Origin of the sequence: Xanthomonas sp. 10-10 (assembly GCF_040182365.1) — a bacterium.
GTDB classification, from domain to species: Bacteria; Pseudomonadota; Gammaproteobacteria; order Xanthomonadales; family Xanthomonadaceae; genus Xanthomonas; species Xanthomonas arboricola_F.
Genome location: NZ_CP144460.1, coordinates 223,684 through 246,742 on the forward strand (window position 1 = coordinate 223,684; position 23,059 = coordinate 246,742).

The window sequence follows — 23,059 nt, forward strand, 5'->3', positions numbered from 1 at the left end:
AACGCATGGAGCACGGGATGACATTCCTGCAAGCGGTGTCGATTGCAGCGCTTGGCGCGACCAGCCTACTGACCGGTGCCATTGCCGGTGCCGCTGCGTCTACAGAGCAGGGCACGCTGCAGGTGACACGGACCTATCTGGCCAATAGTCCGGCCGTGGCGGAGGTGCATCGCTGGTTGCTGGCGCAGCCGTCCAAGGCGCAGCCACCGGCAAGTGCTGCCGCGCTAGGTCAGCTGCGCACCAGTTACCGCACGCACGCCTCGGGTGCCGGCGGTCGTGCGGATCTGACCAGTACCGAGGTGGCGTTTCCCGAGCATGGTCAGCCCGGGGATGCCGTCGCCATCGACGCATGTGGCGCGGGCATGCGCTACCACTGGACCTATCGGTGGGCTGCGGCATCAGCCACGGCGGGGTGGCAGTTGCAGGAATATCACCTGAGGCAAACGCAGGATTGCGCCGCGTCCATGGCCGATCCCGACGTCTTCGAGCCGCCCGCACCGCGCGATTGAGGTGGGTGCTGCGCACGGCAAGCAACCGACGCATCGCAGGCCGCCCGCACTTCTACATCGCGCGTGGCCTTTGGTCGCACACGATGACGCACTGCAGCGCGATTTTGCTCATCACATACGCTGCAGCGATGCTGTCGCAATGACGCAGCGCAATAGCGCATCACACGACATTGCGCTAGCACTTGCGCGGGTATACACGTTCGCATCGGACCACGCTGCCAGGAGACCACGATGAACGCGCTTCCCTCTGCCAAGCCACTCAACACCGACCCGCAGTCCATCTTCAAGCCGCGCTACGACAACTTCATCGGCGGCAAGTGGGTGGCGCCGGCCGGCGGTCAGTATTTCGACAACACCACGCCGATCAGCGGCAAGGTGTTCACCTCGATTGCGCGCTCCAACGCACAGGACATTGAAGCCGCACTGGATGCCGCGCATGCGGCCAAGGACGCGTGGGGCAAGACCTCGACCACCGAGCGTTCCAACGTATTGCTCAAGATCGCCGACCGCATCGAACAGAACCTTGAGCTGCTCGCCTATGCCGAAACCTGGGACAACGGCAAACCGGTACGCGAAACGCTCAATGCCGATGTGCCGCTATGCGTGGATCACTTCCGCTATTTCGCCGGTGCCATCCGTGCACAGGAAGGCGGCATCTCCGAGATCGACAGCGACACCATTGCCTATCATTTCCACGAACCGCTCGGTGTGGTGGGGCAGATCATTCCGTGGAATTTCCCGCTGTTGATGGCGTGCTGGAAACTGGCGCCGGCACTGGCGGCCGGCAACTGCGTGGTGATGAAGCCGGCCGAGCAGACGCCGGCCTCGATCCTGGTGTTGATGGAAGTCATCGGCGATCTGCTGCCGCCCGGCGTGCTCAACGTGGTCAACGGCTTCGGGCTCGAGGCCGGCAAGCCGTTGGCCAGCAATCCGCGCATCGCCAAGATCGCCTTCACCGGCGAAACCACCACCGGCCGGCTGATCATGCAGTACGCCAGCCAGAACCTGATTCCGGTGACGCTGGAGCTGGGTGGCAAATCGCCCAACATCTTCTTTGCCGATGTCATGGCCGAGGACGACGACTTTCTCGACAAGGCGGTGGAGGGCTTTGTGCTGTTCGCTTTCAATCAGGGCGAAGTGTGTACCTGCCCCTCGCGCGCGCTGATCCAGGACTCGATCTACGACAGGTTCATGAAAAAGGCGCTCAAGCGCGTAGCGGCGATCAAGCAGGGCAATCCGCTCGATCCCAACACCATGGTCGGCGCACAGGCATCGAGCGAGCAGCTGGAAAAGATCCTGTCGTACATCGACATCGGCAGGCAGGAGGGCGCGCAAGTGTTGATCGGCGGCGAGCGCAACACGCTCGATGGCGAGCTGGCCGAAGGCTTCTACGTCAAGCCGACCATCTTCAAGGGCCACAACAAGATGCGCGTGTTCCAGGAAGAAATCTTCGGGCCGGTGGTGTCGGTGACCACCTTCAAGGACGAGGCCGAAGCGCTGGCGATCGCCAACGACACGCTCTACGGATTGGGTGCCGGCGTGTGGAGCCGCGATGCGTCGCGGTTGTACCGGATGGGCCGCGCGATCCAGGCCGGGCGGGTATGGACCAACTGCTATCACGCCTATCCCGCGCACGCCGCCTTCGGCGGTTACAAGCAGTCGGGTATCGGCCGCGAGAATCACAAGATGATGCTCGACCATTATCAGCAGACCAAGAACCTGCTGGTGAGCTATTCGCCGAAGGCGCTGGGGTTCTTCTGAGCCGATGGCGTGCCGCCTGTTCGGGCGGCACGCCAGAAGCAGCGCAGGCACCGCGCGTCCGCGTCGAGGCTGCCATCGGCACTCTATAGGCGACGGCAGCGCCGCTGCGTGCTGCGGCTCGGATCACCCGGACGCAGCCCCTGCACACGGTCCGCCTTTAGGTCGCAGCTGCTAGTCGTGTGTCCCGGTGGGTCAATTGCGCAGACGGCAACGCGCCGCAGGCAGCAGACCCCGCCGCCTGCGGGGCGTTGCCAGCAGCGACGATCAGCTACATCGCCATCGCGCGGTTGGTTTCGCGCGCAGGCTCCTGCTCGATGCCGGCCGGCAGATCCTGCCGCAGTTTCTGCGTGGATTGCTCAAGGGTCTGTTGCACCGCCTGGTCGCGGTCGACGTAGGCGCGGCGGTGCGCCGGGTCGTCCAGTCTGCCTTCCACCGCAAACAGACCATTGCCCGCCTTGTTGGGGGTGACGTGGTCGATGCGGGTCAGCCCACTGATGCTGGCGTCGTGGGTGAGGGTGCCGGCGGCCTGCTCCAGTTCCTTGCGGTCCTTGAACCCGCCTGCGGGACCGAGCTTTTCCAGCGCGCCCACTGCCTGTTGGTACATCGCATGCTGCGGATGCGCCGGATCGGACACCAGTGGTTGGCGTGCTGGCGCCTCAGGCTGCTGCGGGGCCGCGGCAGGGTCGGCCTGGCGTGGCTGGGCGCCGGCCAGCGCCTTGAAGGTGTCCCGGCCGGCGATGCCGTCATCGCTCAGCTGGTGATCGCGCTGGAATGCCTGCACGGCCTGCCGGGTGCGATCGCCAAATTTGCCGTCGGTGCCCAATGCCTGGCCCTGGGCATCGGTATAGCCCAGCGCATTGAGGCGTTCCTGCAGGGCTTTGACCTCAGGTCCATGTTCGTCCTTGCGCAGCACGCCGTCGGCCAGTGGAGCGGCGCTCACCGCCGCAGTGCCAACCGGCGCCGCGACTGTGCGGCCATTGCCCGAAATGTCGGTCACCTGGGCGGTGCCGGTGAGATTGGGCTGGGCATGTTGCGGACGCTGATCGGTGGTGATCGCGCCGCTGCTGATGTCGCGGATGTAGCGGTCGGCCTGCGGCAGATAGCCGGTGTTGATGTCCACATGCACATGCTTGCCGAACGCACTGGGATTGCCGTTGTTGAAACCGCCCTGGATGCCCACCGACTGCCCGTACTCGATGCGTGCACCGGTTTCCAGCTGGGTATTGCGCAGGTCCAGATGCCGGTACTGGGCGATCATTTCACGGCTCGGGTCGGAAGCCGGCTTGTCGTAGATCTGCACGATGCCGTCGCTGGCATCCACGCGCCCGATATAGCCGCTGGCGATGGCCGGTACCGGCACACTACTGACCCCACCGGCCTGCAGCACGAAATCCTTGGACACGTAATGGTCGCCATCGCGCGACACCGTTGCCGCACCCCTGTAATTGCCGAGCAATTCCTCGCGTTCGCCATTGACGGTGCCGTACACGCGCCCTCGCTCGTTGCCGCGCGTGGGGTGATGGCGCTCGATGTCTTCGTAGTCGTGGATATGCTGGACGCCGCGTCCGACCGATTCGACGATGGTGTATCTGGGCATGTGCAATTTCCTTATTGATAGCGAGACAACCGATGCTGACCTGGCCAGGCCGCGGGCAGCCTGGCGGGCGGCCGATCAGCGCAGATGCTGGGTCAACTGCCAGCATTGCTGCGTGTAGTCGAACACATAGGCCTCCGGTGCCCCGACGGTCTTGATGACCTCTTCGTCGGGGGAGAACTCGGCCCTGATGAACTCTGCGCGCATCCGCTCGCCGTCGGGCTTGAGCTCCAGCTTGACCCGGGACAGTTGCTCGGGTTGCTTGTCCGGCTCGTCGTAGGACCAGCGCGAATCGATCAGGACCAGCCGGAACGGCGCGCTCGGGCGCTCCGCCGGCTTGGACGGGTCGCGCAGGTCGCGTTCTGCAACGTGCGGGGCGCTGTAGGCCGCGCGTAACGCCGGATCGGCGACGATCGCTTCCAAGAACGCAGAGAAGCCGTCTTCGGTCCTCTCGCAGGCCGCCTGGGGCAACGCGGGGCGCTCCGCTGCCGGGGCGGCCGGGGTGGTTGGTGCCGGGGTGGTGGTTGCCGGGGCGGCCGAGGTCGGCGCAGCGGGATCGGCGGCGGCAGCGGGCTCCGGCATCTGGCAGCCTTGCAGGAGCAGGGCCAGCAGGGCCAGCAGGGCGGCGGTGAGCAGGCGTTGCTTCATGGTGTGGTTCCCTCCGTATGAGCGTTGAGGCGCGCAGCGACCAGCAACATGCGACGCGCAGGCGTCGGGTGGATGCGGGTGGCGCACACGCGCGCAGTGTACGAGTGGCATGTGAGGGCGGCGACGACCGGCCGCTGCCGTTCTGCCAGTGCCGCTTTGTACGCGCAGCTTCCCGTGCTGCCGCAGGTAGCGGCCTCACGCGGACACTGCGTGTGAGCCCGGCACGGGCAGTCGCTGGTCGTGGGCGGGCCGGCCGCGTGAGCTGCCCGCGTGCCGGGTGACCCCAGGCGGTGCGCAGCGGCTGCAGAACACCCGGGAAGGTGGCTACGACTGCTGCGGCCGACGCACCCCACGGCCACATCAACGTCAGTTGCCTGCATGCGCGCCGGCACGGCCGAGAGGCGTATCGTGCGCGAGATGGCCGCCTGACGCGGCCGCTGGAGGCGGACGATGCACGGCACGATCACCCAGAACAGTTTGCCATTGCAGGTCTTGGCAACACCGGCGGCATTGCAGCTGATCGACACCCTGCGTGCGCGGCATGGCGATCTGCTGTTCCATCAATCCGGTGGTTGCTGCGATGGCTCGTCGCCGATGTGCTTTGCGGTCGGCGACTTCATCGTCGGCGATCGCGACGTGCTGCTGGGCGAGATCGGCGGTGCACCGTTCTATATCAGCGCGTCGCAATTCGACTACTGGAAGCACACCCAGCTGATCATCGATGTGGTGCCGGGCCGTGGTGGCATGTTCTCGCTGGAAAATGGCGAAGGCGTGCGTTTCCTGGTGCGGTCGCGGCTGTTTGGGGATGATGAATTCGCACGGTTGCAGCAGGCCGGCCGTGCGTAAGCCAGGCGCATCGAGATCAGCAGCACTTGCCAGTCGGCAAGCTGACGCCCTTCGGTTCGCCTTGCAACAACACGCTTCCAACAAGACAGCGCTCGGCACACGCACTCACTCATCCGTCGCCGTGGATGGCGCGGTGCCCGGTGTCTTGGCAGGGGTGTCGTCATCGGCCGGGATCAGGCGGCCTGGTGTATCGCCGGCACCACGGTCTTCGTAGTGCTCGGCGTCGCGCTTGCCGTGCTGTTCGCCGGGCTGTGCAGGCTGTTCGCGTAAGGGGTCGCGGGACATGGCGCCGCTCCTGGTGTCTGGGTAGGGCCATCAGTTCAGCGCGTGCGGGGTGAAGGGCACGCAAATCGCAAAACCTATGCGGATTTCTCACAGCTGGATCACGGCAGCGGCGCTACTGATGTGGGCCCTCACCGCCGTACCGTGGAGCAGACCATGCGCCCCCAGGACCGCCGTCCCGACCGTCGCCTGTTCAGTGCGCAGGCGGACCCTGCAGCGGCCAAGCGGACTCATCGCAAGTGGCCACCAATCGATGCAGTGGGCGTAGCGCAGGACTTCCAGTGCTATAGCCTGGCCGACTACCAGCGCCGCCGCCGACGGGGCGGGCCGACCTGGCGCGATCTCTCGCCGGCCTACGCGTTCGCCCGGCTGACCCACGCCGCAGACTGGCCGCGCGGTAACGATGCGCACTGTGAGCAGGCGCTGGCCGCGCAGTGGGAAAGCATGCGCGGTGACTCGCGCCTGGACTGGCCGCACGTCCGCACGATTGTCGAGGACGCGTGGCTGGCGCTGGACCATATCCCCGACGCGGCCATCCATGGAGCGGCGCACTGATGGCCCGACCGATCTGGACCGGCACGCTGTCGTTCGGCCTGCTCAACGTGCCGGTAGCGTTGATGTCCGGCGAACGCAAGGTGGACCTGCATTTCCGCATGCTCGATTCGCGCGACAAGAAGCCGATCCGTTTCGAGCGCGTCAACGCCGACACCGGCGATGAAGTGCCGTGGAAGGAAATCGTCAAGGCGTTCGAGTACGACAAGGGCAGCTACGTCATTGTCGAAGAGCAGGACATCCGCTCGGCCTCGCCGGAAAGCCACGAGACGGTGGAAGTGGAAACCTTTGTGGATGCGGCCGAGATCGACCCGCGCTATTTCGAGAAGCCCTACATCCTGGTGCCGGGCAAGAAGGCCGAAAAAGGCTATGTGCTGCTGCGCGAAACGCTGCGCGACACCGGCAAGGTGGGGATTGCCAAGGTGGTCATCCGCACCCGCGAGTACCTGGCTGCGGTGATGCCGCAAGGCGATGCCCTGATCCTGCTGCTGCTGCGCTACCAGCAGGAAGTGGTGGACCCGCAGGACTTCAAGTTGCCGGCCGGCGCGGTGGGCGAGTACCGCATCACGCCCAAGGAACAGGAGATGGCCAGGCAGCTGATCGAGTCGATGTCCGGCACCTGGCAGCCGGAGGACTACCACGACGAATTCCGCGGCAAACTCGAGCAGATCCTGCGCAAGCGCATCCAGGCCAAGGGCGGCACCACCAAGGTGGATATCGAGCCGCCGCAGCACGAAGACGCCAGCACCAACGTGGTCGATTTCATGTCGTTGCTGCAGAAGAGCCTGCAGGCCAAGACGCGCACCCCGGCCAAGAAGAGCAGCGCGCCGGCGGCTGGGTCGGCCAAGAAGACCGCCAAGACCGCTACCAGGAAAGCGGCAAAAAAGGCCACCAAGAAGACCATCAAGAAGACCGCAGCCAAGACCGCCAAGACGCCGGCCAGCAAGGCGGCGCCACGCCGCAAGGCCGGATAGGCCCCGCCCATGTCATTGCGCGACTACAACGCCAAGCGCCGCTTCGACCAGACCCCGGAGCCGGCCGGCGACACGCCTGCGCGTGCCAGCAAGCAGCCGATCTTCGTCGTGCAATTGCATCACGCCAGCTCGCGCCATTACGACTTCCGTCTGGAGGTCGACGGTGTGCTCAAGAGTTGGGCCGTGCCGAAGGGCCCTTCGTTGCGCGTTGGCGAAAAGCGGCTGGCGGTTCAGGTGGAGGATCACCCGCTGTCGTATGCCAGCTTCGAGGGCGATATTCCGCAGGGCCATTACGGCGCCGGGCATGTGGATGTGTTCGACCACGGACAGTGGCACTGCGAAGGCGATGCGTTGGCGGCGCTGGACGCGGGCAAACTGGAATTTGAATTGCAGGGCACGCTGCTGCGCGGCGGTTTTGCCTTGGTACGCACACAGATGCGCGGCGGCAAACCGCAATGGCTGCTGTTCAAGCGCAGCGATGCGTACGCGGCCGATCTGGATGCCGATGCGCTGGTGGCCCAGCAGGCCGCAGGCGCAGCGGCTGCGGCGGCGCCGGCAACCCGTGCCAAGGCCAGCCGGGCACGGCATGCGCCCGCGGCACAGGCGAGCGCCAAGACGACGGCGGCAGGCAAACGCGCACGTCCAGCGCGTGCGGACTCCAGGCAATGGCGGACCCGCGCCCTGGCGCTTGACGGGGCGCGCGATGCGCCAAGCCCAACCGAGCTTCGCGCGCAACTGACCTTGCTGCGCGAGCAGGCGCCGGAGGGCGAGCGCTGGTTGCACGAGATCAAGTGGGACGGCTATCGCCTGCTGGCCGACATGGTCGATGGCCAGGTGCAACTGCGCTCACGTAACGACCAGGCCTGGACACAGCGTTTTCCGGACGTGGTGCGCGCAGTGCAGGCCTTGCCGGTGCGCGATGCGCGCCTGGATGGCGAGCTGGTGGTGCTGGACGCCAAGGGACGCACCGACTTCTCGGCGCTGCAACGTGCGCTCGATGGCAGCGCCGTGCAGCCGCTGCGCTACATCGTGTTCGACCTGCTGGGCGTGGCCGGGGTGGATCTGCGCGATACCCCGTTGCTGCAACGCAAGCAATTGCTGCACGAGTTGCTGGGCGATGAGCCAGGCACGCTGGCGTTTAGCGACCATGTGATCGGCCACGGCCCGGAGGTGTTCGCGGCCAGCGCCGGCACCGGCTGGGAAGGCATCGTCAGCAAGCTCGCCGATGCGCCTTATCGCGCAGGACGCAGCGCCGATTGGGTCAAGACCAAGCACGCAGACAGCGACGAGTTCGTGGTGGTGGGCTACACCGATCCCAAGGGTGCGCGCAGTGGCTTTGGCGCCTTGCTGATGGCGCAACGCGAGGGCAACACGCTGCGCTATGTCGGGCGTGTGGGTACCGGCTTCGACGATGCCTTGCTGGCAAAGATCAGCGCGCTGCTGCGGGCGCTGCACAGCGACACCGCCACGCTGGAATTGCCGACGCACCTCCCGGGGCGGCCACGCGATGTGCATTGGGTCCGGCCGGTGCTGATCGCCGAGGTCGCCTTCCGCGGCTGGGCGAAGGAAGGCCTGCTGCGGCAGGCCGCGTTCAAGCGTCTACGCGAGGACAAACCCATGAGCGAGTTGGGCGGCGACCGCGCCGCACCGGGCAAGGCGCGTGCTGCAGGCAAACGTGGTGCGGCAACGGCCGCTGCGCCGGCGCGCAAGACGGCGACCAGGAAAACATCCAGAACGACAGTCGACGCCTCCACCAGCACCACCAGCAAACGCGCGCGTTCGACGGCATCGAAGACGAGCGCGACCCCGACCTCCAAAAAGGCGGCAGCGTCCAGGTCCAGCGTATCGAAATCCACGGTGTTCACGTCGACAGCGTCCAAATCCACGTCCACAGACGGCATCACCATCACCCATCCCGAACGCGTGGTGTTTCCCGCCCTGGGCATCAGCAAGGGCGATGTGGCCGAGTACTACCGGGCAGTGGCGCCGCTGGTGCTGGCGGAGATCGCGCGCCGCCCCTTGTCGCTGCTGCGCTGCCCCGATGGCGCCGGCGGCGACTGCTTCTTTCAGAAGCACGAAGGCCGCCACCTGGGCACGCATATCAAGGCGATTCCGCTGCGGCAGAAGAGCGGCACCGAGGATTACATCTACGTCGAAGATGCCGCCGGCCTGCTCGAGCTGGTGCAGATGAACGCGTTGGAGCTGCATCCGTGGGGATCGCGCACCGACGATGCGGAGCATCCGGACCGCCTGGTGTTCGACCTGGATCCCGGCGATGGGGTGTCCTGGGCCGACGTGGTGGCTGCCGCGCGCGACATCCGCGCCAAGCTGCGCAGTGCAGGCCTGGAGAGCGCGGTGCGCCTGTCCGGTGGCAAAGGCCTGCATGTCGTCGTGCCGATCGTGCCCGATGCGGGCTGGGAGCAGGCGCGCGATTTCTGCGAGGCATTTGCGCAGGCGCTGGCCACGCAAGCGCCGGAGCGCTACGTGGCCACCATGAGCAAGGCCAAGCGCCACGGCGTGATCTTCGTCGACTGGCTACGCAACGGCCGCGGCAACACCAGCGTGTGTTCGTGGTCGCTGCGCGCGCGCGAAAAAGCCACCGTCGCGGTGCCCTTGCGCTGGGAAGAACTCGGCAAGATCAGCGGGCCGGATGCGTTCCCGATCGACAAGGCCATCCACCGTGCCAGGCGCCAGCGCGTTGACCCGTGGGCGCAGGTGTTGGCGGTGAAGCAACGGTTGCCCAGGGCGTGATCCACACCGCCTGGAAGCGGCAGCGCAGGCCGTGCTAGCCTGCGGACACGTGGATTGCGATGAAGGGATTCTGCAATGTCAGTGATGCGCGCTTGCGTCTTCGTGCTCACATGGTTGTGCGTGCTGCCGGCCTTTGCAGCAGACAAGCTCGACCCTGTACTGGCCGGCATTCAAGGCAGCGATGACGAGGCGCAGCAGGTGCGGGCATCGGTCCGCGCCGCGCCCCTGCTACGTGGGCAGTTAGTGCAACTTGTCGATGCCGGGCAACTCAGGCGCATCCGTGTCGTGGCCGACACCGCGCAGCCAGTCATCAAGAACCGTCCTTTCGCCGCGGCGGTTCTGGACAAGGAGATGATCCTCACCAGCGGGCTGCTCCAGCAACTGCGTGAGACCCCACGCCCACATGCGCTGCGCAGTGGCGACCTTGCCGCAGACAACCTGGTGTTCGTGCTCGCCCATCTGGCAGTGCACGCGGCGGTCGCCGAACGGCATGCACAGTTCGAGCGGACGCTGGCGGACAAGATGGCCGCCGGTATCGGCGATGCACAGGCCAAGGGAACCGAGTTCGACGCAACGGCGATGGCGCAGGAGGCGCTGAACCACAACATGGCGATCGAGGCCAATGCCTATATCGCCGGGTGGAACGCGGTGGTCGATGCGGCCCAGCACCAGGCATCGCCAGGCGGCGCCCCGCTGCCGGAAGCGCAGCGCGCCGTGCTGCTGGGTCCACTGCTGCTGAGTTTCCGCTACAACCAGGTCCTGGAACGGGCAATGGATGGCGCCCAGGATCAGCGCGTGGTGCTCGGCGCAGATGGAATCGTTGCCGATACGCGCAACGTCTTCGCCATTGCCCAGGCGCTGATGGCCGGCAAGATGCTGGAGATTGAATAGCGCAGGCGCACCTGGTGCGCCTCATCTCCGAGTGCGGTAACGCCGCAGGGTGGACCGCTGCGCGTTGCGTCACTGCAGACAGGACGTCCCAGCCAGTCCGGTCGGGCCAGCAATGCAGCCGCTGGCGGACGCATTTGCCTGCCATGGCGACAGACGCAAGCTGGCTGCAGCGGTACCTGCACGCCGCATGCAACCCGCGCACCCCTGCCGATGCATGGCGATTGCGCCCATCGGCACGCAGGCGCGGCCAACGGCGTTCAGGCCTGCACGGCGTCTACGCCGAGACCGCGGCCTCGCGCGTCACCCGGCTCAACGCATCGCTGCTGATCTCGGCAATCGAGTGGGTGCCGGTCAGCGTCATCGCCACGCGCATTTCCTTTTCGATCAAGCCCAGCAGGTTTTCCACGCCGGCCTGCCCGCCTGCCGCCAGCGCGTAGACGAAGGCGCGGCCCAGCAAGACCGCATCGGCACCGAGCGCCAGCATGCGCACCACGTCCAACCCGCTGCGGATGCCCGAGTCGGCCAGGATCTTCAGCTGCCCCTTCACCGCATCGGCAATGGCCGGCAACGCGCGTGCGCTGGACAGCACGCCATCGAGCTGGCGCCCGCCGTGGTTGGACACCACGATGCCGTCGGCGCCGAAGCGCACCGCATCGCGCGCGTCGTCCGGGTCGAGGATGCCCTTGATCACCATCGGCCCGGTCCAGAACTCGCGGATCCATTCCAGGTCCTTCCAGGCGATGGACGGGTCGAAGTTGGCGCCCAGCCAGCCGATGTAGTCCTGCAGGCCGGTGGGGCTGCCGCGATAGGCCGAGATGTTGCCCAGATCGTGCGGTTTGCCGAGCAGGCCCACGTCCCACGCCCAGCGCGGATGCGTCACCGCCTGCAGCATGCGCCGCAGCGATGCATTGTGCCCGCTCATGCCCGAGTGCGCATCGCGGTAACGCGCGCCCGGCGTGGGCATGTCCACGGTGAACACCAGCGTGGTGACGCCGGCCGCCTTGGCGCGCTCCAGCGCATTGCGCATGAAACCGCGGTCCTTGAGCACGTACAGCTGGAACCACATCGGCCGGCCGATGGCCGGCGCCACTTCCTCGATCGGGCACACCGACACCGTGGACAACGTAAACGGGATTCCGCGCGCGGCCGCGGCGCGCGCCGCCTGCACTTCGCCACGGCGCGCATACATGCCGGTCAGCCCCACCGGCGCCAGGGCCACCGGCATCGCCAGGGTTTCGCCGAACAGCTCGGTGCTCAGGCTCAGGTCGGACATGTTGCGCAACACCCGCTGGCGCAGCGCGATATCGGCCAGATCCGAGACATTGCGCCGCAGCGTGTGCTCGGCGTAGGCGCCTCCGTCGATGTAATGGAACAGGAAGGGGGGCAGCCGCGCCTGGGCGGCGGCGCGGTAATCGGAAGCGGCAGAGATGATCATCGAAGACGGACGACAGCTACGGGGTAGCCGCTGAGTGTAAGACCATCGGTGTGGCGCGGGGACCGCTGCGCTATCGGCACGGTGCACAAGCCGAGCGCGCGGCGTTTCGTCGGGCCTACGGGCGGTTTGGTCGCATCGCGCTGGCGTCCGAATCGATGGATTGCAAGACTGCGTGCGCTGCTGCAGCGGCGTTGCCGCGTACCGCCGCCCATGCCGGGAATCTGCAGCAAGCACATCACGGACGGAGGGCGCCATGCGTGCAGGCACAGCAGCGGGATGGACGGTACGGGTCGGGCTGACGATCGGTCTGCTTTGCAGTGGTCAGGCGATGGCGAGCGGGCCAGGCCAGCCGCCCGCGCCGGATGCCATCACGCGCACACTCCAGCAACGCATGGACGCCGCCGGCATCGTCGGCCTGGGCGCGGCGATCATCCGCGACCGCAAGGTGGTCTGGACCGGCGGTATCGGTTTTGCCGACCGCGCACGCGGCACGCCGTTCACGCCCGACACCGTCATGAGCATCGGCTCGATCAGCAAGACCGTGACCGGCGTGGCGCTGATGCAGGCGGTGCAGGACGGCAAGCTGGCGCTGGATGCGGACATCAACACCTACCTACCGTTCGCGGTGCGCAACCCGCAGTTTCCGGACGTGCCGATCACCTTGCGGCAACTGGCCACGCATACGTCCAGCCTGACCGACCGCTGGGAGGTCTACCGCGACACCTATCGCTGGCAAGGCATGCCGGTCGCGCCGTTGGGCGAGTTCCTGCGCGGCTATCTGGCGCCCGGCGGGTGCGACTACCGGGCGCAGAACTATCTGCAGCTCAAACCCGGCACGCATCGCGAGTACTCCAACATCGGCGCCGGCCTGGTGGGCTACATCGTTGCGCGTGCGGTGGGCCAGTCGCTGGAGCGCTACACGCACACGCGCATCTTCGCGCCGCTGGGCATGCAGCACACCGCCTGGCATGCCGCCGATCTGCCGGCCGCCGCACAGGCCACGCTGTATGTGAGCCAGTTCGGCGTGAGCGTACCGATCCCGCCGTACGAGCTGACCACCTATCCCGATGGCGGCGTGCGCACCAGCGTCAACGACCTCTCCAGGCTGTTCATCGCCTTGCTCGATGGCGGCCAGTACCAGGGCGTGCGCATCCTGGACGCCACCACCACCGCGCAGATGCTGCGTTTCCAGTACACCGCCGCCAACAAGCCCGACAACATCGCCTTGAACGAGAAGAACTCCGGCATCTTCTGGTCCACCAAGTACAACGTCACCCGCATCGGCCACGGCGGCTCGGACCCGGGCGTGCACACCGAGATGCTGTCGGACCTGGCGCACGACAATGCGGTGGTGCTGATCAGCAACACCTCGCTCGATAGCAGCGATGCCAAGGTCAATGCGCAGCTGTTCGACGATCTATGGAGCTACGCGCTGCAGCTCAGGCAACAGGCCACGACCGGCACCGAACCCATGCCGGCCGTGCACTCGCCACCGGTCCGCTGACTCGGCGGCCAGCAAAACCTAGCGAGCAGTCGTCAGCTGGGCGCGACGGCGCGCAAGAACCGGCGTGTGCGAGAGGCAGCTGCCGCACCGGGCACCGGCCGCGTCCGCCTGGCGTTGCGTACCGCCGTTTTGAGGGCCGCTGTTATGCAGCCGCCACAAAATGCCCATGGAATCCCAGCGGAATCGCATAAGGCAGCCATGCCTGTGCAATCGGCCCGGCATCGATGTGCTGTGCGTCCAGCACCATCAACCCGGTGCGTGCGCGCTGGGTGTCGAGCACCGTGCCCACCAGCCAGCCCTGGTCCGGGCGCGTGCTGCCGGGCCTGGCGACGAACACATGTTCCTCGGCCAGCACATGCGGGCCGTAGCGATGCACCTGGCGGCTGTCGCGTTCCAGGTCGTAGCCGGCCACGGCATTGAGAAACGGCGACTGGTTCGGGCCATCGATGCACGGCGCGTACAGGCGCGCGCCCTGCGTGCGCGGGCTGCGGTGGTCGAACAGCGGCAATTCCAGGTTGTCCACCGGATGCACCTGCCAGTGCGCGCGGCCATTGGCCAGGTCCAGATGCAGGCTGCGTAATTGCACTGGTGCCGGCGCGGCCTGTGGGTCGCCGCGCATGGCTGCGCGCATCGGCGAGCGGGCTTCTTCCGGATCGGTGTGCACGATGGCGCGCACCACGATGCGGTCCTGCTGCGCATAGGCATCGGCAAAGTGATAGGCCACCGCAAAGTCGGCCTCGAACCAGCGCGGTTGGTCCAGCGCATCCTTGGGCACCACCGCAATCCGGCATGGGGCATCCGGGGTGAAGCGCAGTTGCTCGAAGAACGCACCGTCGCCGTCCAGACGCTGATACGGTGCCATCACCAGGATCAGATGGCGGTCGGTCATCGCAAAGCTGTGCAGGTAGGCAGGCGCGTCGGTGTGCAGCAACTGCACGTTGCGCAACGTGGCGTCGGCGCCCAGGTGCCAGAGCACCACGCCGGTGGAGCCGACCACGCTGATCGAGCCGACGTTCCACACGCTGCCGTCGTGGTCGGTCAACGGGTGCGCGGAAAACGGCATTGCGGCCAGATCCTCGCGCCAGGTGACCGGGCCGAGGGTGTCCAGCGCATCGGGGTCCAGTTCGATCGCAGAACCGGCCTCCCACAGCGCGAACAGGCGGCCATTGAGCATCGTCACCGAGGTGTTGGCGGTGTTGGTATCGTCGTTGTTGCGGCCGGGCTGCATGTCCGGCACGGAGGTGCCGGCAGCGCGATAGAGAAAGCGCCCGGCCTGCTGCTCCCGGGTGAACTTGTGGGTGGCCACCATGCGCCCAAGGTGCCGCACCTGGCCGCCGCCCAGCCACCAGCGGTGCACCATGCCGTCGCCATCGAACCAGTGTTCGTAGCGGAACCCGGCGCGCTCGGTCCAGGCCGGGCCATTGCGATACAGGCTGCCTGCCAGGCCTTCGGGCAATGCGCCGTGGAGCGTTGCGGTGGCCGGCCCCAGGGTGGGGCTGACCACGCTACGCCAGCCCAGCAGCCACGGCGTGCGCTGCAACTGGGCCTGGAATGCGGCAGCTTCCGCGGCGCGTGCAGGCAGGCTGCGCATGCCAAAGCCGCCCAGCGCAGCACTGCCGGTGGCGGCCAGTAACGATTGCAGGAAGCGGCGGCGGTGCATGCATGGCTCCTTTCGCGCGTGGGCCTCAGCGCATCTGCACGCTGATGCGTTTGCCGGCAGCGGGCAGATCGAAAACGATCTCGTCGAAGTCGGGTTTGCGCATGCCGGTGGGGTTGTTGCTGAAGCCGTAGCCTTCCACCGGCATGCCGATCAGGTTGGTGTCCAGCTTGCCGTTGCTGTTCTCGTCGTGATTGATCATCACCGCGTAGCGTCCGGGGGCAAGATTCTTGAACTGGATGTGCGGCGTAGCGCTGGTGATCGGCACCGTTTGCGCCTGCACCGGCGGCTGTGCGCTGTTGAACTGCGCGGCCGAGGCGATCACCGCAACGCGCAGCTTGCCTTGCTGCGAGCGCAGGCCGCTGACGCCCACGTCCAGATCGGCGGCGTTGGCGGCAGCGCTGCCAAGCAGTCCGGCGAGGGCGACAGCGGCATAAGTGCGGGCAAGCATGCAACTCTCCTGGCAACGATGGGGATGCGGTGCGTGGAGCTCGATGGTACGCAGCACACCAGCCTGGCTGCGGTGGCGGCCGTCGCACATCGACCGATGCACACCGACGACAGACAGTGCGGCACTGCTCGCACGTGCATGCAGCGCATGCCGAACCGGTGTGCGAGCGCGCGAAGCGCTGCTGCGTGCCATCCGCGACTGCCAACCTCACCACACCAGCGGCAGCAGGCGCCGGCTCTGCGCGGCATAGGCCGGGTAGGCCACCGGACACGCACGCTGCAGTGCGGCCTCTTCGATCCGAATGCGGTGCAGGAAGACCAACGTCACCGGCACCACGATCGCCGCCACCGACAACGCGTTACCCATGCCCAGCGCCAGCCCGTAGAAGGCCATCAGCGCACCGGTATAGGACGGGTGACGCAGCCAGCGGTATGGGCCGCTGCGCACCAGTTGCTGGTCTGGCTGGATGGTCACATCCACCGTGAACCAGCGTGCCAGCACCTGGATGGCCCACACGCGCAACGCCAGCCCGCTATAGGCCAGCGCCACCGCAATGGCCAGCGCCACAGACAGCACCCGCCACAGCTGCTGCAGCGTGCCCTGATCGTGCGCGCCGCCATCGCTGGCGCGGCGACGGCGGCTGAGCAGCACTTCATGGCCAGCCCAGATCAGATTGAGTGCGAGAAACAGACTGGAAGCAGACATGGCGTGACTCCGGGGCAATGGATGGCGGGGTGATGCCAGTGTGCGCAGGCGCTGCGCCCGGCACAGGGGCCGCAGGTCATCGACCCCACCTGCCGGAAGTCACTTTCTGCGTGCGCACCATTGCCGAGCGGCCACGTGGCGGTCAGCATCGTCATATGACATGCCTCCTGCGCGACATCACCAAACCGCTGAACCTGGCCGGCGTGCTCACCATCGCCGGGGTCATGTTGTCGTTCGGCCCGGAGCTCGCGCCGTACGGGCAATGGCGCTGGCCCACGGTGATCGCCTTCACCCTGCTGTTCCTGCTGCGCTACCTGCTGCCGCCACGGCCGCTGCCGCAGCATGGCGCCCTGTTGCTGCAGGCAGTGCTGGCGGTGGCCCTGGTCTGGCTGGAGCCGCGCACGGGCACTTCGCCGGTGCTGCTGGTGCTGGTGGTCGCGCAGGCGGCGATGCGCTGGCAACCGCCGCAGGTGCTGGCGCTGATGCTGGCGCTCAATGCGGCCATGTACGCGGTCTTCGTGCAGGCGCACGTCTCGCGCCCATTGCTGGTAGTGGTCATCTACACCAGCTTCCAGGCCTTTGCCGCGCTGACCGCCAACTACGCGCGCAGTGCCGAGCGCGCGCGCGATGCGCTGGCCTACGTCAACGCCGATCTGCTGGCCACCCGCGCGCTGCTGGCCGACAGCGCGCGCGACGCCGAACGCCTGCGCCTGGCGCGCGAGCTGCACGATGTGGCCGGGCACAAGCTCACCGCCATGCGCATCAATCTGCGCCTGCTCAGCGCCGACCCCGCGTTGGCGCAGCGCGACGACATTGCGGTGCTGGAGCAGCTGTCTGCCGAACTGCTGGCCGACATCCGCAACGTGGTGCAGTCCATGCGCGACGATCGGGGCCTGGACCTGCAGACCGCGTTGCGCGCGCTGGCCGCACCGTTCCCGCGTCCGGCCCTGCGCCTGCGCATCGACCCGGACGTGCGCATCACCGATGCCCGCGTGGCCGACATGTTGCTGCGGCTGGTACAGGAGGCGCTGACCAATGCCGTGCGGCATGCCGATGCCGACGAAGTGGCGGTGCATCTGCAATGCGAGAATGCGCAGCTGCGGGTGGACATCGAAGACGACGGCCGCCGCGCCGAGCGCATCCGCGAAGGCAATGGCATCACCGGCATGCGCGAGCGCCTGGCGGCCTTGCACGGCCAGCTCGACCTTGGCCTCACCCCCACGGGCGGCATGCATCTGACTGCGAGAGTTCCGGTATGAGTCCACTTCGAATCGCCCTGGCCGACGACCAGATCCTGGTCCGCGCCGGCTTGCGCGCCTTGCTGCAGCAACAAGGCGTGGAGGTGGTCTGCGAGGCCGACGACGGCCAGGCATTGCTGGATGCGCTGAGCACCACCTCGGTGGATGTGGTGCTCAGCGATATCCGCATGCCAGGCATCGACGGCATCCAGGCGCTGGAGCAACTGCGCGCCCGCGGCGACCGCACCCCGGTACTGCTGCTGACCACCTTCGACGATAGCGACCTGCTGCTGCGCGCCACCGAAGCCGGCGCACAGGGCTTCCTGCTCAAGGATGCCGCCCCGGAAGACCTGCGCGATGCCATCGCCCGCGTCGCCGCCGGCGACACCCTGCTGCAACCGGTCAGCACCGACCCGGTGCGCGCGCGTTACCAGTTCCGCGACCAGCAGGCGCCGAGCGAGACCTTCAGCGAACGCGAGGTGGCGATCCTGCGCCTGCTGGCCGGCGGCTATTCCAACAAGGAAATCGCCCGCACCCTGTTCCTGGCCGACGGCACGGTGAAGAACTACGTCTCCACCATCCTGGAAAAGCTCGGCACCCGCGACCGCACCAGGGCGGTGTTGAAGGCGATCACGCTGCGGGTGATTTGAGGGCGGGGATTGGGGAGTCGGGATTGGGGATTGGTAAGAGCGCATCCCGGGGCCGGCGTGAGGGTGGGTTTGGGATTGGGGTTGGTACAGGCGCTACCGCGCGGCGTTTGGTTGGGATTGGGAGATCAAGAGTTGGCAGTGGGGGGCAAGCGCTTTCGGCAGCGGCAGACGGCAGCGGCAGGCGACAGAGGACAAGCAGTAGCCGATGCAACCAGGAGCTCAAAGCCCCTCTCCCGCCTGCGGGGGCTGGGGTGAGGGTACGGGGCGAAGCCATGCGCGCTGGCGGGTCAACAGGCTTCGCTCAAGACGCCTGCTCCATCTTGCTGTTTCAAAAGCAATTTCCAGCATCCGTCAGCCTCCGGCAGTAACCGTAAGATTGCCGTCAGGTCCCGCAGCGGGCCACCCGCGAAGGTGTCCCGGCGGCCACTGGCGCCGCCCGGAAACGCGCCGCGCTCCGGTCTGCTGCGGAGCTCGTCATGCGCTTCTTCCAACATCTTGGCTTGCTGTTGATGGTGTCCGTTGCAGTCGCGTGGTCGTCCCCGACGCAGGCCGAGTTGCCAGGTCCATGGATCCAGGCCGCACTTCCGGCGTGAATTGCGAGTTGAGCCAACCGCGTTATGCGCCGTCGCTGCAGCACCGGCGAGCCTGTCGGGGCAGGCTGCATGCCGCCGGCAGCGCGGGAGCGAATGTCGCGCACGAGGAGTTGGCCGACGTCTGGTCGAGCAACCTGTCCTTGCGAGGGGCTCGGCTGTGCGAGGACCGCCACTGGCGGCCCTCGCGATGCGGCGGCTGTCGGTATCCGTATGACGTTGGTGACCGCCGGGGGGGACCTAAGCTCTAGGGAGTGATCTGCGGATCGTTGCCCACCTCTGGGTCGCAGCTGAAGGTTTCCCCACGCTGCAGGTCCTCGACGACCACCATGAAGAAGATCAGTGTCGAGCGATCGTTGGCATTGCGAAACGAGACCCAGCGGCCGTCGGGGTCGTACTCGATGTTGCTGATCTGATTCTGCGAGTCGGAACTGATCAGCTTGCGAATCCTGAAATTGAAGCCTACCGCCTCGTCGAACCGGTAACGCATGGTGACGTTGCGATGGTGGCCCGGCACCAGCACCATCCCTGGCTGGTAGTGATAGTGGTACTTCCCGTGGCCGGTATTGCCGCCGATCTCCACATAGGCCACCGACATTGCGCAATCAATGTTCGTACCGGGATGGCACGCGATCTTGTTTTCCTGTTCCGTCATGACGAGGTCTGTTCCTTGAGGAGCGGGGCGTAAAAGGAAACGAACCCCGGGTGACGGTAGCCCGCCTGATACAACCACCCGAGTTGTTGCATGACTGCCGCCTGCCGGCCCAGGAGGATCTGCGCCCGGACCCATGGATCGAGCAGGGCCTTGTTGTGGCTGGCACCGGCGTCGGCACCGAGTACCGCCACCGCGCGCTCCCAGCATGCGCGCGCTGCCGCTGTCTTGCCGGCTGCGGCGTGTTGTTCGCCTTGCCATACCAGTGCGTGGGCAAGGGTGGTCGGTCCTAGAGGATCTTGCGGCCGGGCGCGATGCAGGGCCTCCAGCCGGGCGACGCTGGCCTGTAATGCCGCCGCACGGGCAGCCGCTGCATTCGGCTGCAGATACGCCAGCCGCAGAGCGATCACCGCGTCCAGCCATTGCCATTCCGGCAACGGCTGACGCTGCTGCAGCAAGGGTGCCAGGCGTTGCCGGGCCTGTTGCAGTGCGCGTTGCCCCTGCGCGGGCCGTCCGTCCAGTGCGGTCGCCCAGCCGATCTGCGCGTAGGCATGGGCCAGGTCGCGCTGCCATTGCAGGTTATCCGGCTGCAGGGCCACCAACGGTTGCAGGATTGCCACGGTCGCCTGTGCATCGGTCTGCGCTTGCGCGTTTTGACCGCGTGCCAGCGCCAGGTTGGATGCCAGCAGCAACGAAGTGGCCAGCCGACGTCGCCATGTGTCTGCATCGGGCGTGGCCGCCACCAGCGTACGCAGCATGGCGATCTGTTCGCGGTACCCGGCTTCGGCCGGCGCCAGCAGACCTTGCGTCTCCTGTGCCGAGCTGCGCCAGGACAGGCCATTGATCAACTCATATCGCACATTGGTGTTCTCGGGCGCGGCGGCAAGCACGCGCTGTTTGAGCGCAATCGAGCGGGTGAACAAGGGGATGGCGCTGGCTGAATCGCCCACGTTCTGCGCGAGCGAACCGAGATTGGTGAGCGCGTAGGACAGTTCCAACTGCCAACGTGGGTCGTGCGGTGCGGTGCGTTGCAAGTCCTCGGCAATGGCCAGATAGCGCGACCAGTGCTCACGCGCCAACGCTGGTTGCTTGCGTTGATACTCCAGATACCCGCGCCAATACGCGGCCTGCCCGGTCTCTGCCCGTGCCTCCAGCAAGGACGGCGCATGGTGCACCGCTTGCTCGGCGATAGTGGCGGCGCGCAGGAATGCCGCTTGTGCCTGATCGAGCTTGCCTTGGTTCATCAGTACCTCGCCGGTCGTGCGCAAGGCACGCGCATGGTTGACCAGCTCGTCCGGCTGCATGCCGGCGCTAGGCAAATCCTCCAGATACCGCAGCGAGCGGCTGCCCACGCTGTCGAGCAGCTTGAGGTTGCCAACGGTGCGCAACTGCTCGGCCAGATCGCCCAGCATGTAGCCCACCAGTTGCTGCGCCTGGTCGCGGCGTTCTTCTGCCACCTGCTGGGCCTGCCGCGCCTGCCAACCGAGCAGGAGCGATGCGCTGGCCAGCACCACCAGCAAGGTGGCGGCTGTCGCATACAGGCCGCGGCGGTGTCGCTGCGAGCGCTCGCAGGCGCGCAGGAATGCCACGTCCACCGCATCCAGGTCCTGCGGCATGCGCCGCGCGGCTTCGCGCGCTTCGCTCAACGGGCGCCCGCTGTTGAGCAGGTGATCGCTACGCCGGCCCTCGCTTGCCCAACGCTGCGCGGCCAGCTGCAGGCGCTTGCGTGCCTGCAGCAGCCGGCGATTTTCGTGGATCCACTCGGCCGCACGTGGCCATTGCCGCAACAAGGCTTCGTGCGCCACCGCAAACCCCGGCTCGCCGGCCACCAGCTCGCTGACGAACAGCCGCGCATGCACGAAGGCAGCGACCAGCGCGTGCGCCGCACCGTCGGCCGGCAATGCCGACCAGGGCGCACGGCGTGCGGTCACCGCCGCGCTGTCGGGGTGGATCACGCTCAGCTGTGTCAGCACCTCGCCCAGTGCCGCTTGCGCAGCGGCCGGCAATGCACGAAAGGTCGCTTCGGCGTGATGCGCCAGCGCGCCCTCCAGCCCACCCAGTGCGCGATAGGCCGCAAAGGTCAGCAGGCCATCGTCGCTGCGCTGCGCGTGCAGCGCATGCAATAGATGCTGCAACAACGGCAACGCATCGGGCTGGCGCGCGGTGGCATCGCGCAGTACATCGTCCAGGCGGCTGGCGCTGTCGTGTTCTTCTTCAAAGCGCAGCCCGGCCATGGCCGCCGGCACGCGAATGATCTGGCCGATCTCGCCATCGCGCGGTGGCAGCAGATCCACGTGCCCGTCGCCGCGTTTGAGCTCGACGATGTCCGGCAACGCATCGATCAGGCGCGGATAAAAGTCGCTGCGGGTCAGCAGCAGCACCGCCACATTTGCGCTGCTGCACAGCGCCTGCAATGTGGCGGCCAGCGCGCTGCGGTCGGCATCGGTGATGCCGAGCGTGGCCACCATGGCTTCGGCATGGTCGATCACCAGCAGCAGGTGCCGCTGGGCCTGTGCGCTATCGCGTGCGGGTCCGCCTTGCCGCATCGCCTCGCCGATGGCGGCATGCAGCGGGGCAGGGTGCTGCAACCACTCGGCAAGCCGGGCCAGTTGCGCGGGCGAGAACACCGCACGCCCGGCGACTGACCACTCGCCAAGTGCGCGCGCGAGCGTGTCGTGCACGTCGCCGCCGCGGCATTGCGCCAGGTTGCAGTAGGTCACCGCCACCGCTTCCAGCCCATCCAGCCCGCCGGTGTGCGACAGCAACGGCACCACGCCGGCCCGCAGCAACGAGGTCTTGCCGCAGCCGCTGGCCCCGCTCACCAGCACCAGCCCGCGCTGGCTGTGCAGCTGCGCGCGCAACGCGGCCACCACCTGCGCAATCGCATGGCTGCGGCCGAAAAACACCTCTGCGTGCGCCGGGTCGAAGGCCTGCAGACCCACATACGGGCTGCCCTGCGCCCACGATTGGGTGCCGATCACCGCGCCGCGATAGTCCTGCGGAAACACCACCTTGGGCAGCAGCCGATAGCCGCGTTTGCGGATGGTTTCGATGTAGCGCGGCTGGCGGCTGTCGTCGCCCAGCTTGCGGCGCAGCTGGGCGATGGTCTTGTGCACCGGGTTGTCGCCGTAAAAGCTGCCGTGCCACACCTCGATCAGCAATTGCTCGGCGCTGATCACTTCGCCGGCGCGCTCGGCCAGTGCGATCAGCACTTCCATCATGCGCGGTTCCAGCGCGATGGTCTGGCCGTCGTCGATCAGCGTCAGCCGCTCCGGTTCGACCAGCAACGGACCCAGGCGGAACCGCGGAACGGAGCTCAGCTGCGTGACGCGCTCGCTACGAAGGGACATCGGTCGAATACCGGTCGTA

At 66.9% G+C, this 23,059-nt stretch carries 19 protein-coding genes and 1 other RNA gene; 10 read left to right on the plus strand and 10 right to left on the minus strand.

Going from position 1 to position 23,059, the window contains the following annotated elements; genetic code table 11:
* Nucleotides 1-17 precede the first annotated feature (17 nt).
* The gene (locus VZ068_RS00905; RefSeq protein ID WP_349656598.1) at nt 18-509 is read left to right on the plus strand and encodes a hypothetical protein; all 492 of its coding nucleotides are present in this window, start codon (nt 18-20) and stop codon (nt 507-509) included.
* Nucleotides 510-740: 231 nt separating this feature from the next.
* Nucleotides 741-2,270, plus strand: a complete 1,530-nt coding sequence (gene adh, locus VZ068_RS00910) for an aldehyde dehydrogenase (protein ID WP_349656599.1) — start codon at nt 741-743, stop codon at nt 2,268-2,270.
* Between the two features lie 268 nt (nt 2,271-2,538).
* On the opposite strand, the gene VZ068_RS00915 is transcribed toward adh, so the two are convergent.
* Both VZ068_RS00915 and VZ068_RS00920 read right to left on the minus strand, forming a co-directional pair.
* Nucleotides 2,539-3,867: a peptidoglycan-binding domain-containing protein gene (locus tag VZ068_RS00915; protein ID WP_349656600.1), complete on the minus strand. Its 1,329-nt coding sequence runs from the start codon at nt 3,865-3,867 to the stop codon at nt 2,539-2,541.
* Nucleotides 3,868-3,942: 75 nt separating this feature from the next.
* A complete protein-coding gene (locus VZ068_RS00920) occupies nt 3,943-4,512 on the minus strand; it encodes a hypothetical protein (protein ID WP_349656601.1) in 570 nt (189 codons plus the stop codon).
* A 450-nt stretch (nt 4,513-4,962) separates the two neighbouring features.
* On the opposite strand from VZ068_RS00920, the gene VZ068_RS00925 reads away from it, so the two are divergent.
* Nucleotides 4,963-5,358: a DUF779 domain-containing protein gene (locus VZ068_RS00925; protein ID WP_259159268.1), complete on the plus strand. Its 396-nt coding sequence runs from the start codon at nt 4,963-4,965 to the stop codon at nt 5,356-5,358.
* Between the two features lie 105 nt (nt 5,359-5,463).
* On the opposite strand, the gene VZ068_RS00930 is transcribed toward VZ068_RS00925, so the two are convergent.
* Nucleotides 5,464-5,643: a hypothetical protein gene (locus VZ068_RS00930; RefSeq protein WP_349656602.1), complete on the minus strand. Its 180-nt coding sequence runs from the start codon at nt 5,641-5,643 to the stop codon at nt 5,464-5,466.
* A gap of 153 nt (nt 5,644-5,796) precedes the next feature.
* On the opposite strand from VZ068_RS00930, the gene VZ068_RS00935 reads away from it, so the two are divergent.
* The 4 genes from VZ068_RS00935 to VZ068_RS00950 all read left to right on the plus strand — a co-directional run bounded on the left by VZ068_RS00935 (nt 5,797) and on the right by VZ068_RS00950 (nt 10,808).
* Nucleotides 5,797-6,195, plus strand: coding sequence for a hypothetical protein (locus VZ068_RS00935; RefSeq protein WP_349656603.1), 399 nt, complete (start codon nt 5,797-5,799; stop codon nt 6,193-6,195).
* Nucleotides 6,195-7,166, plus strand: coding sequence for a Ku protein (locus VZ068_RS00940; RefSeq protein ID WP_349656604.1), 972 nt, complete (start codon nt 6,195-6,197; stop codon nt 7,164-7,166). Before VZ068_RS00935 ends, VZ068_RS00940 begins: the two co-directional genes overlap by 1 nt.
* Nucleotides 7,167-7,175: 9 nt before the next feature.
* The gene (gene ligD, locus VZ068_RS00945; RefSeq protein WP_349656605.1) at nt 7,176-9,917 is read left to right on the plus strand and encodes a DNA ligase D; all 2,742 of its coding nucleotides are present in this window, start codon (nt 7,176-7,178) and stop codon (nt 9,915-9,917) included.
* 75 nt (nt 9,918-9,992) lie between these two features.
* The gene (locus tag VZ068_RS00950) at nt 9,993-10,808 is read left to right on the plus strand and encodes a hypothetical protein (RefSeq protein WP_349656606.1); all 816 of its coding nucleotides are present in this window, start codon (nt 9,993-9,995) and stop codon (nt 10,806-10,808) included.
* 274 nt (nt 10,809-11,082) lie between these two features.
* Here the strand turns inward: VZ068_RS00950 and lldD are convergent, their stop codons facing one another.
* Nucleotides 11,083-12,243 carry an FMN-dependent L-lactate dehydrogenase LldD gene (lldD, locus tag VZ068_RS00955; protein ID WP_349656607.1) on the minus strand — a complete coding sequence of 387 codons (1,161 nt, stop codon included), beginning with the start codon at nt 12,241-12,243 and terminating at the stop codon, nt 11,083-11,085.
* Between the two features lie 391 nt (nt 12,244-12,634).
* On the opposite strand from lldD, the gene VZ068_RS00960 reads away from it, so the two are divergent.
* Entirely contained in the window at nt 12,635-13,747 is a 1,113-nt protein-coding gene (locus tag VZ068_RS00960; RefSeq protein WP_349657621.1) for a serine hydrolase domain-containing protein, read from the plus strand.
* A 6-nt stretch (nt 13,748-13,753) separates the two neighbouring features.
* Here VZ068_RS00960 and VZ068_RS00965 read toward each other — a convergent pair.
* The 4 genes from VZ068_RS00965 to VZ068_RS00980 form a co-directional block, all read right to left on the minus strand.
* Nucleotides 13,754-13,828, minus strand: a non-coding RNA gene (locus VZ068_RS00965) — sX9 sRNA.
* A 61-nt stretch (nt 13,829-13,889) separates the two neighbouring features.
* Nucleotides 13,890-15,407 carry a carotenoid oxygenase family protein gene (locus VZ068_RS00970; RefSeq protein ID WP_349656608.1) on the minus strand — a complete coding sequence of 506 codons (1,518 nt, stop codon included), beginning with the start codon at nt 15,405-15,407 and terminating at the stop codon, nt 13,890-13,892.
* 25 nt (nt 15,408-15,432) lie between these two features.
* Entirely contained in the window at nt 15,433-15,855 is a 423-nt protein-coding gene (locus tag VZ068_RS00975; RefSeq protein WP_259159276.1) for a DUF2141 domain-containing protein, read from the minus strand.
* 207 nt (nt 15,856-16,062) lie between these two features.
* On the minus strand, nt 16,063-16,560 hold the full coding sequence (locus VZ068_RS00980) for a PEMT/PEM2 methyltransferase family protein (RefSeq protein ID WP_349656609.1): 498 nt from the start codon (nt 16,558-16,560) through the stop codon (nt 16,063-16,065).
* Nucleotides 16,561-16,592: 32 nt separating this feature from the next.
* On the opposite strand from VZ068_RS00980, the gene VZ068_RS00985 reads away from it, so the two are divergent.
* Both VZ068_RS00985 and VZ068_RS00990 read left to right on the plus strand, forming a co-directional pair.
* On the plus strand, nt 16,593-17,819 hold the full coding sequence (locus tag VZ068_RS00985; RefSeq protein WP_349656610.1) for a sensor histidine kinase: 1,227 nt from the start codon (nt 16,593-16,595) through the stop codon (nt 17,817-17,819).
* Nucleotides 17,816-18,448, plus strand: a complete 633-nt coding sequence (locus VZ068_RS00990) for a response regulator transcription factor (protein ID WP_349656611.1) — start codon at nt 17,816-17,818, stop codon at nt 18,446-18,448. The genes VZ068_RS00985 and VZ068_RS00990 overlap by 4 nt, the downstream gene beginning before the upstream one ends.
* 837 nt (nt 18,449-19,285) lie before the next feature.
* On the opposite strand, the gene VZ068_RS00995 is transcribed toward VZ068_RS00990, so the two are convergent.
* Both VZ068_RS00995 and VZ068_RS01000 read right to left on the minus strand, forming a co-directional pair.
* Nucleotides 19,286-19,693, minus strand: coding sequence for a hypothetical protein (locus VZ068_RS00995; RefSeq protein WP_259159280.1), 408 nt, complete (start codon nt 19,691-19,693; stop codon nt 19,286-19,288).
* On the minus strand, nt 19,690-23,040 hold the full coding sequence (locus VZ068_RS01000; RefSeq protein WP_349656612.1) for a winged helix-turn-helix domain-containing protein: 3,351 nt from the start codon (nt 23,038-23,040) through the stop codon (nt 19,690-19,692). Before VZ068_RS01000 ends, VZ068_RS00995 begins: the two co-directional genes overlap by 4 nt.
* Nucleotides 23,041-23,059 lie beyond the last annotated feature (19 nt).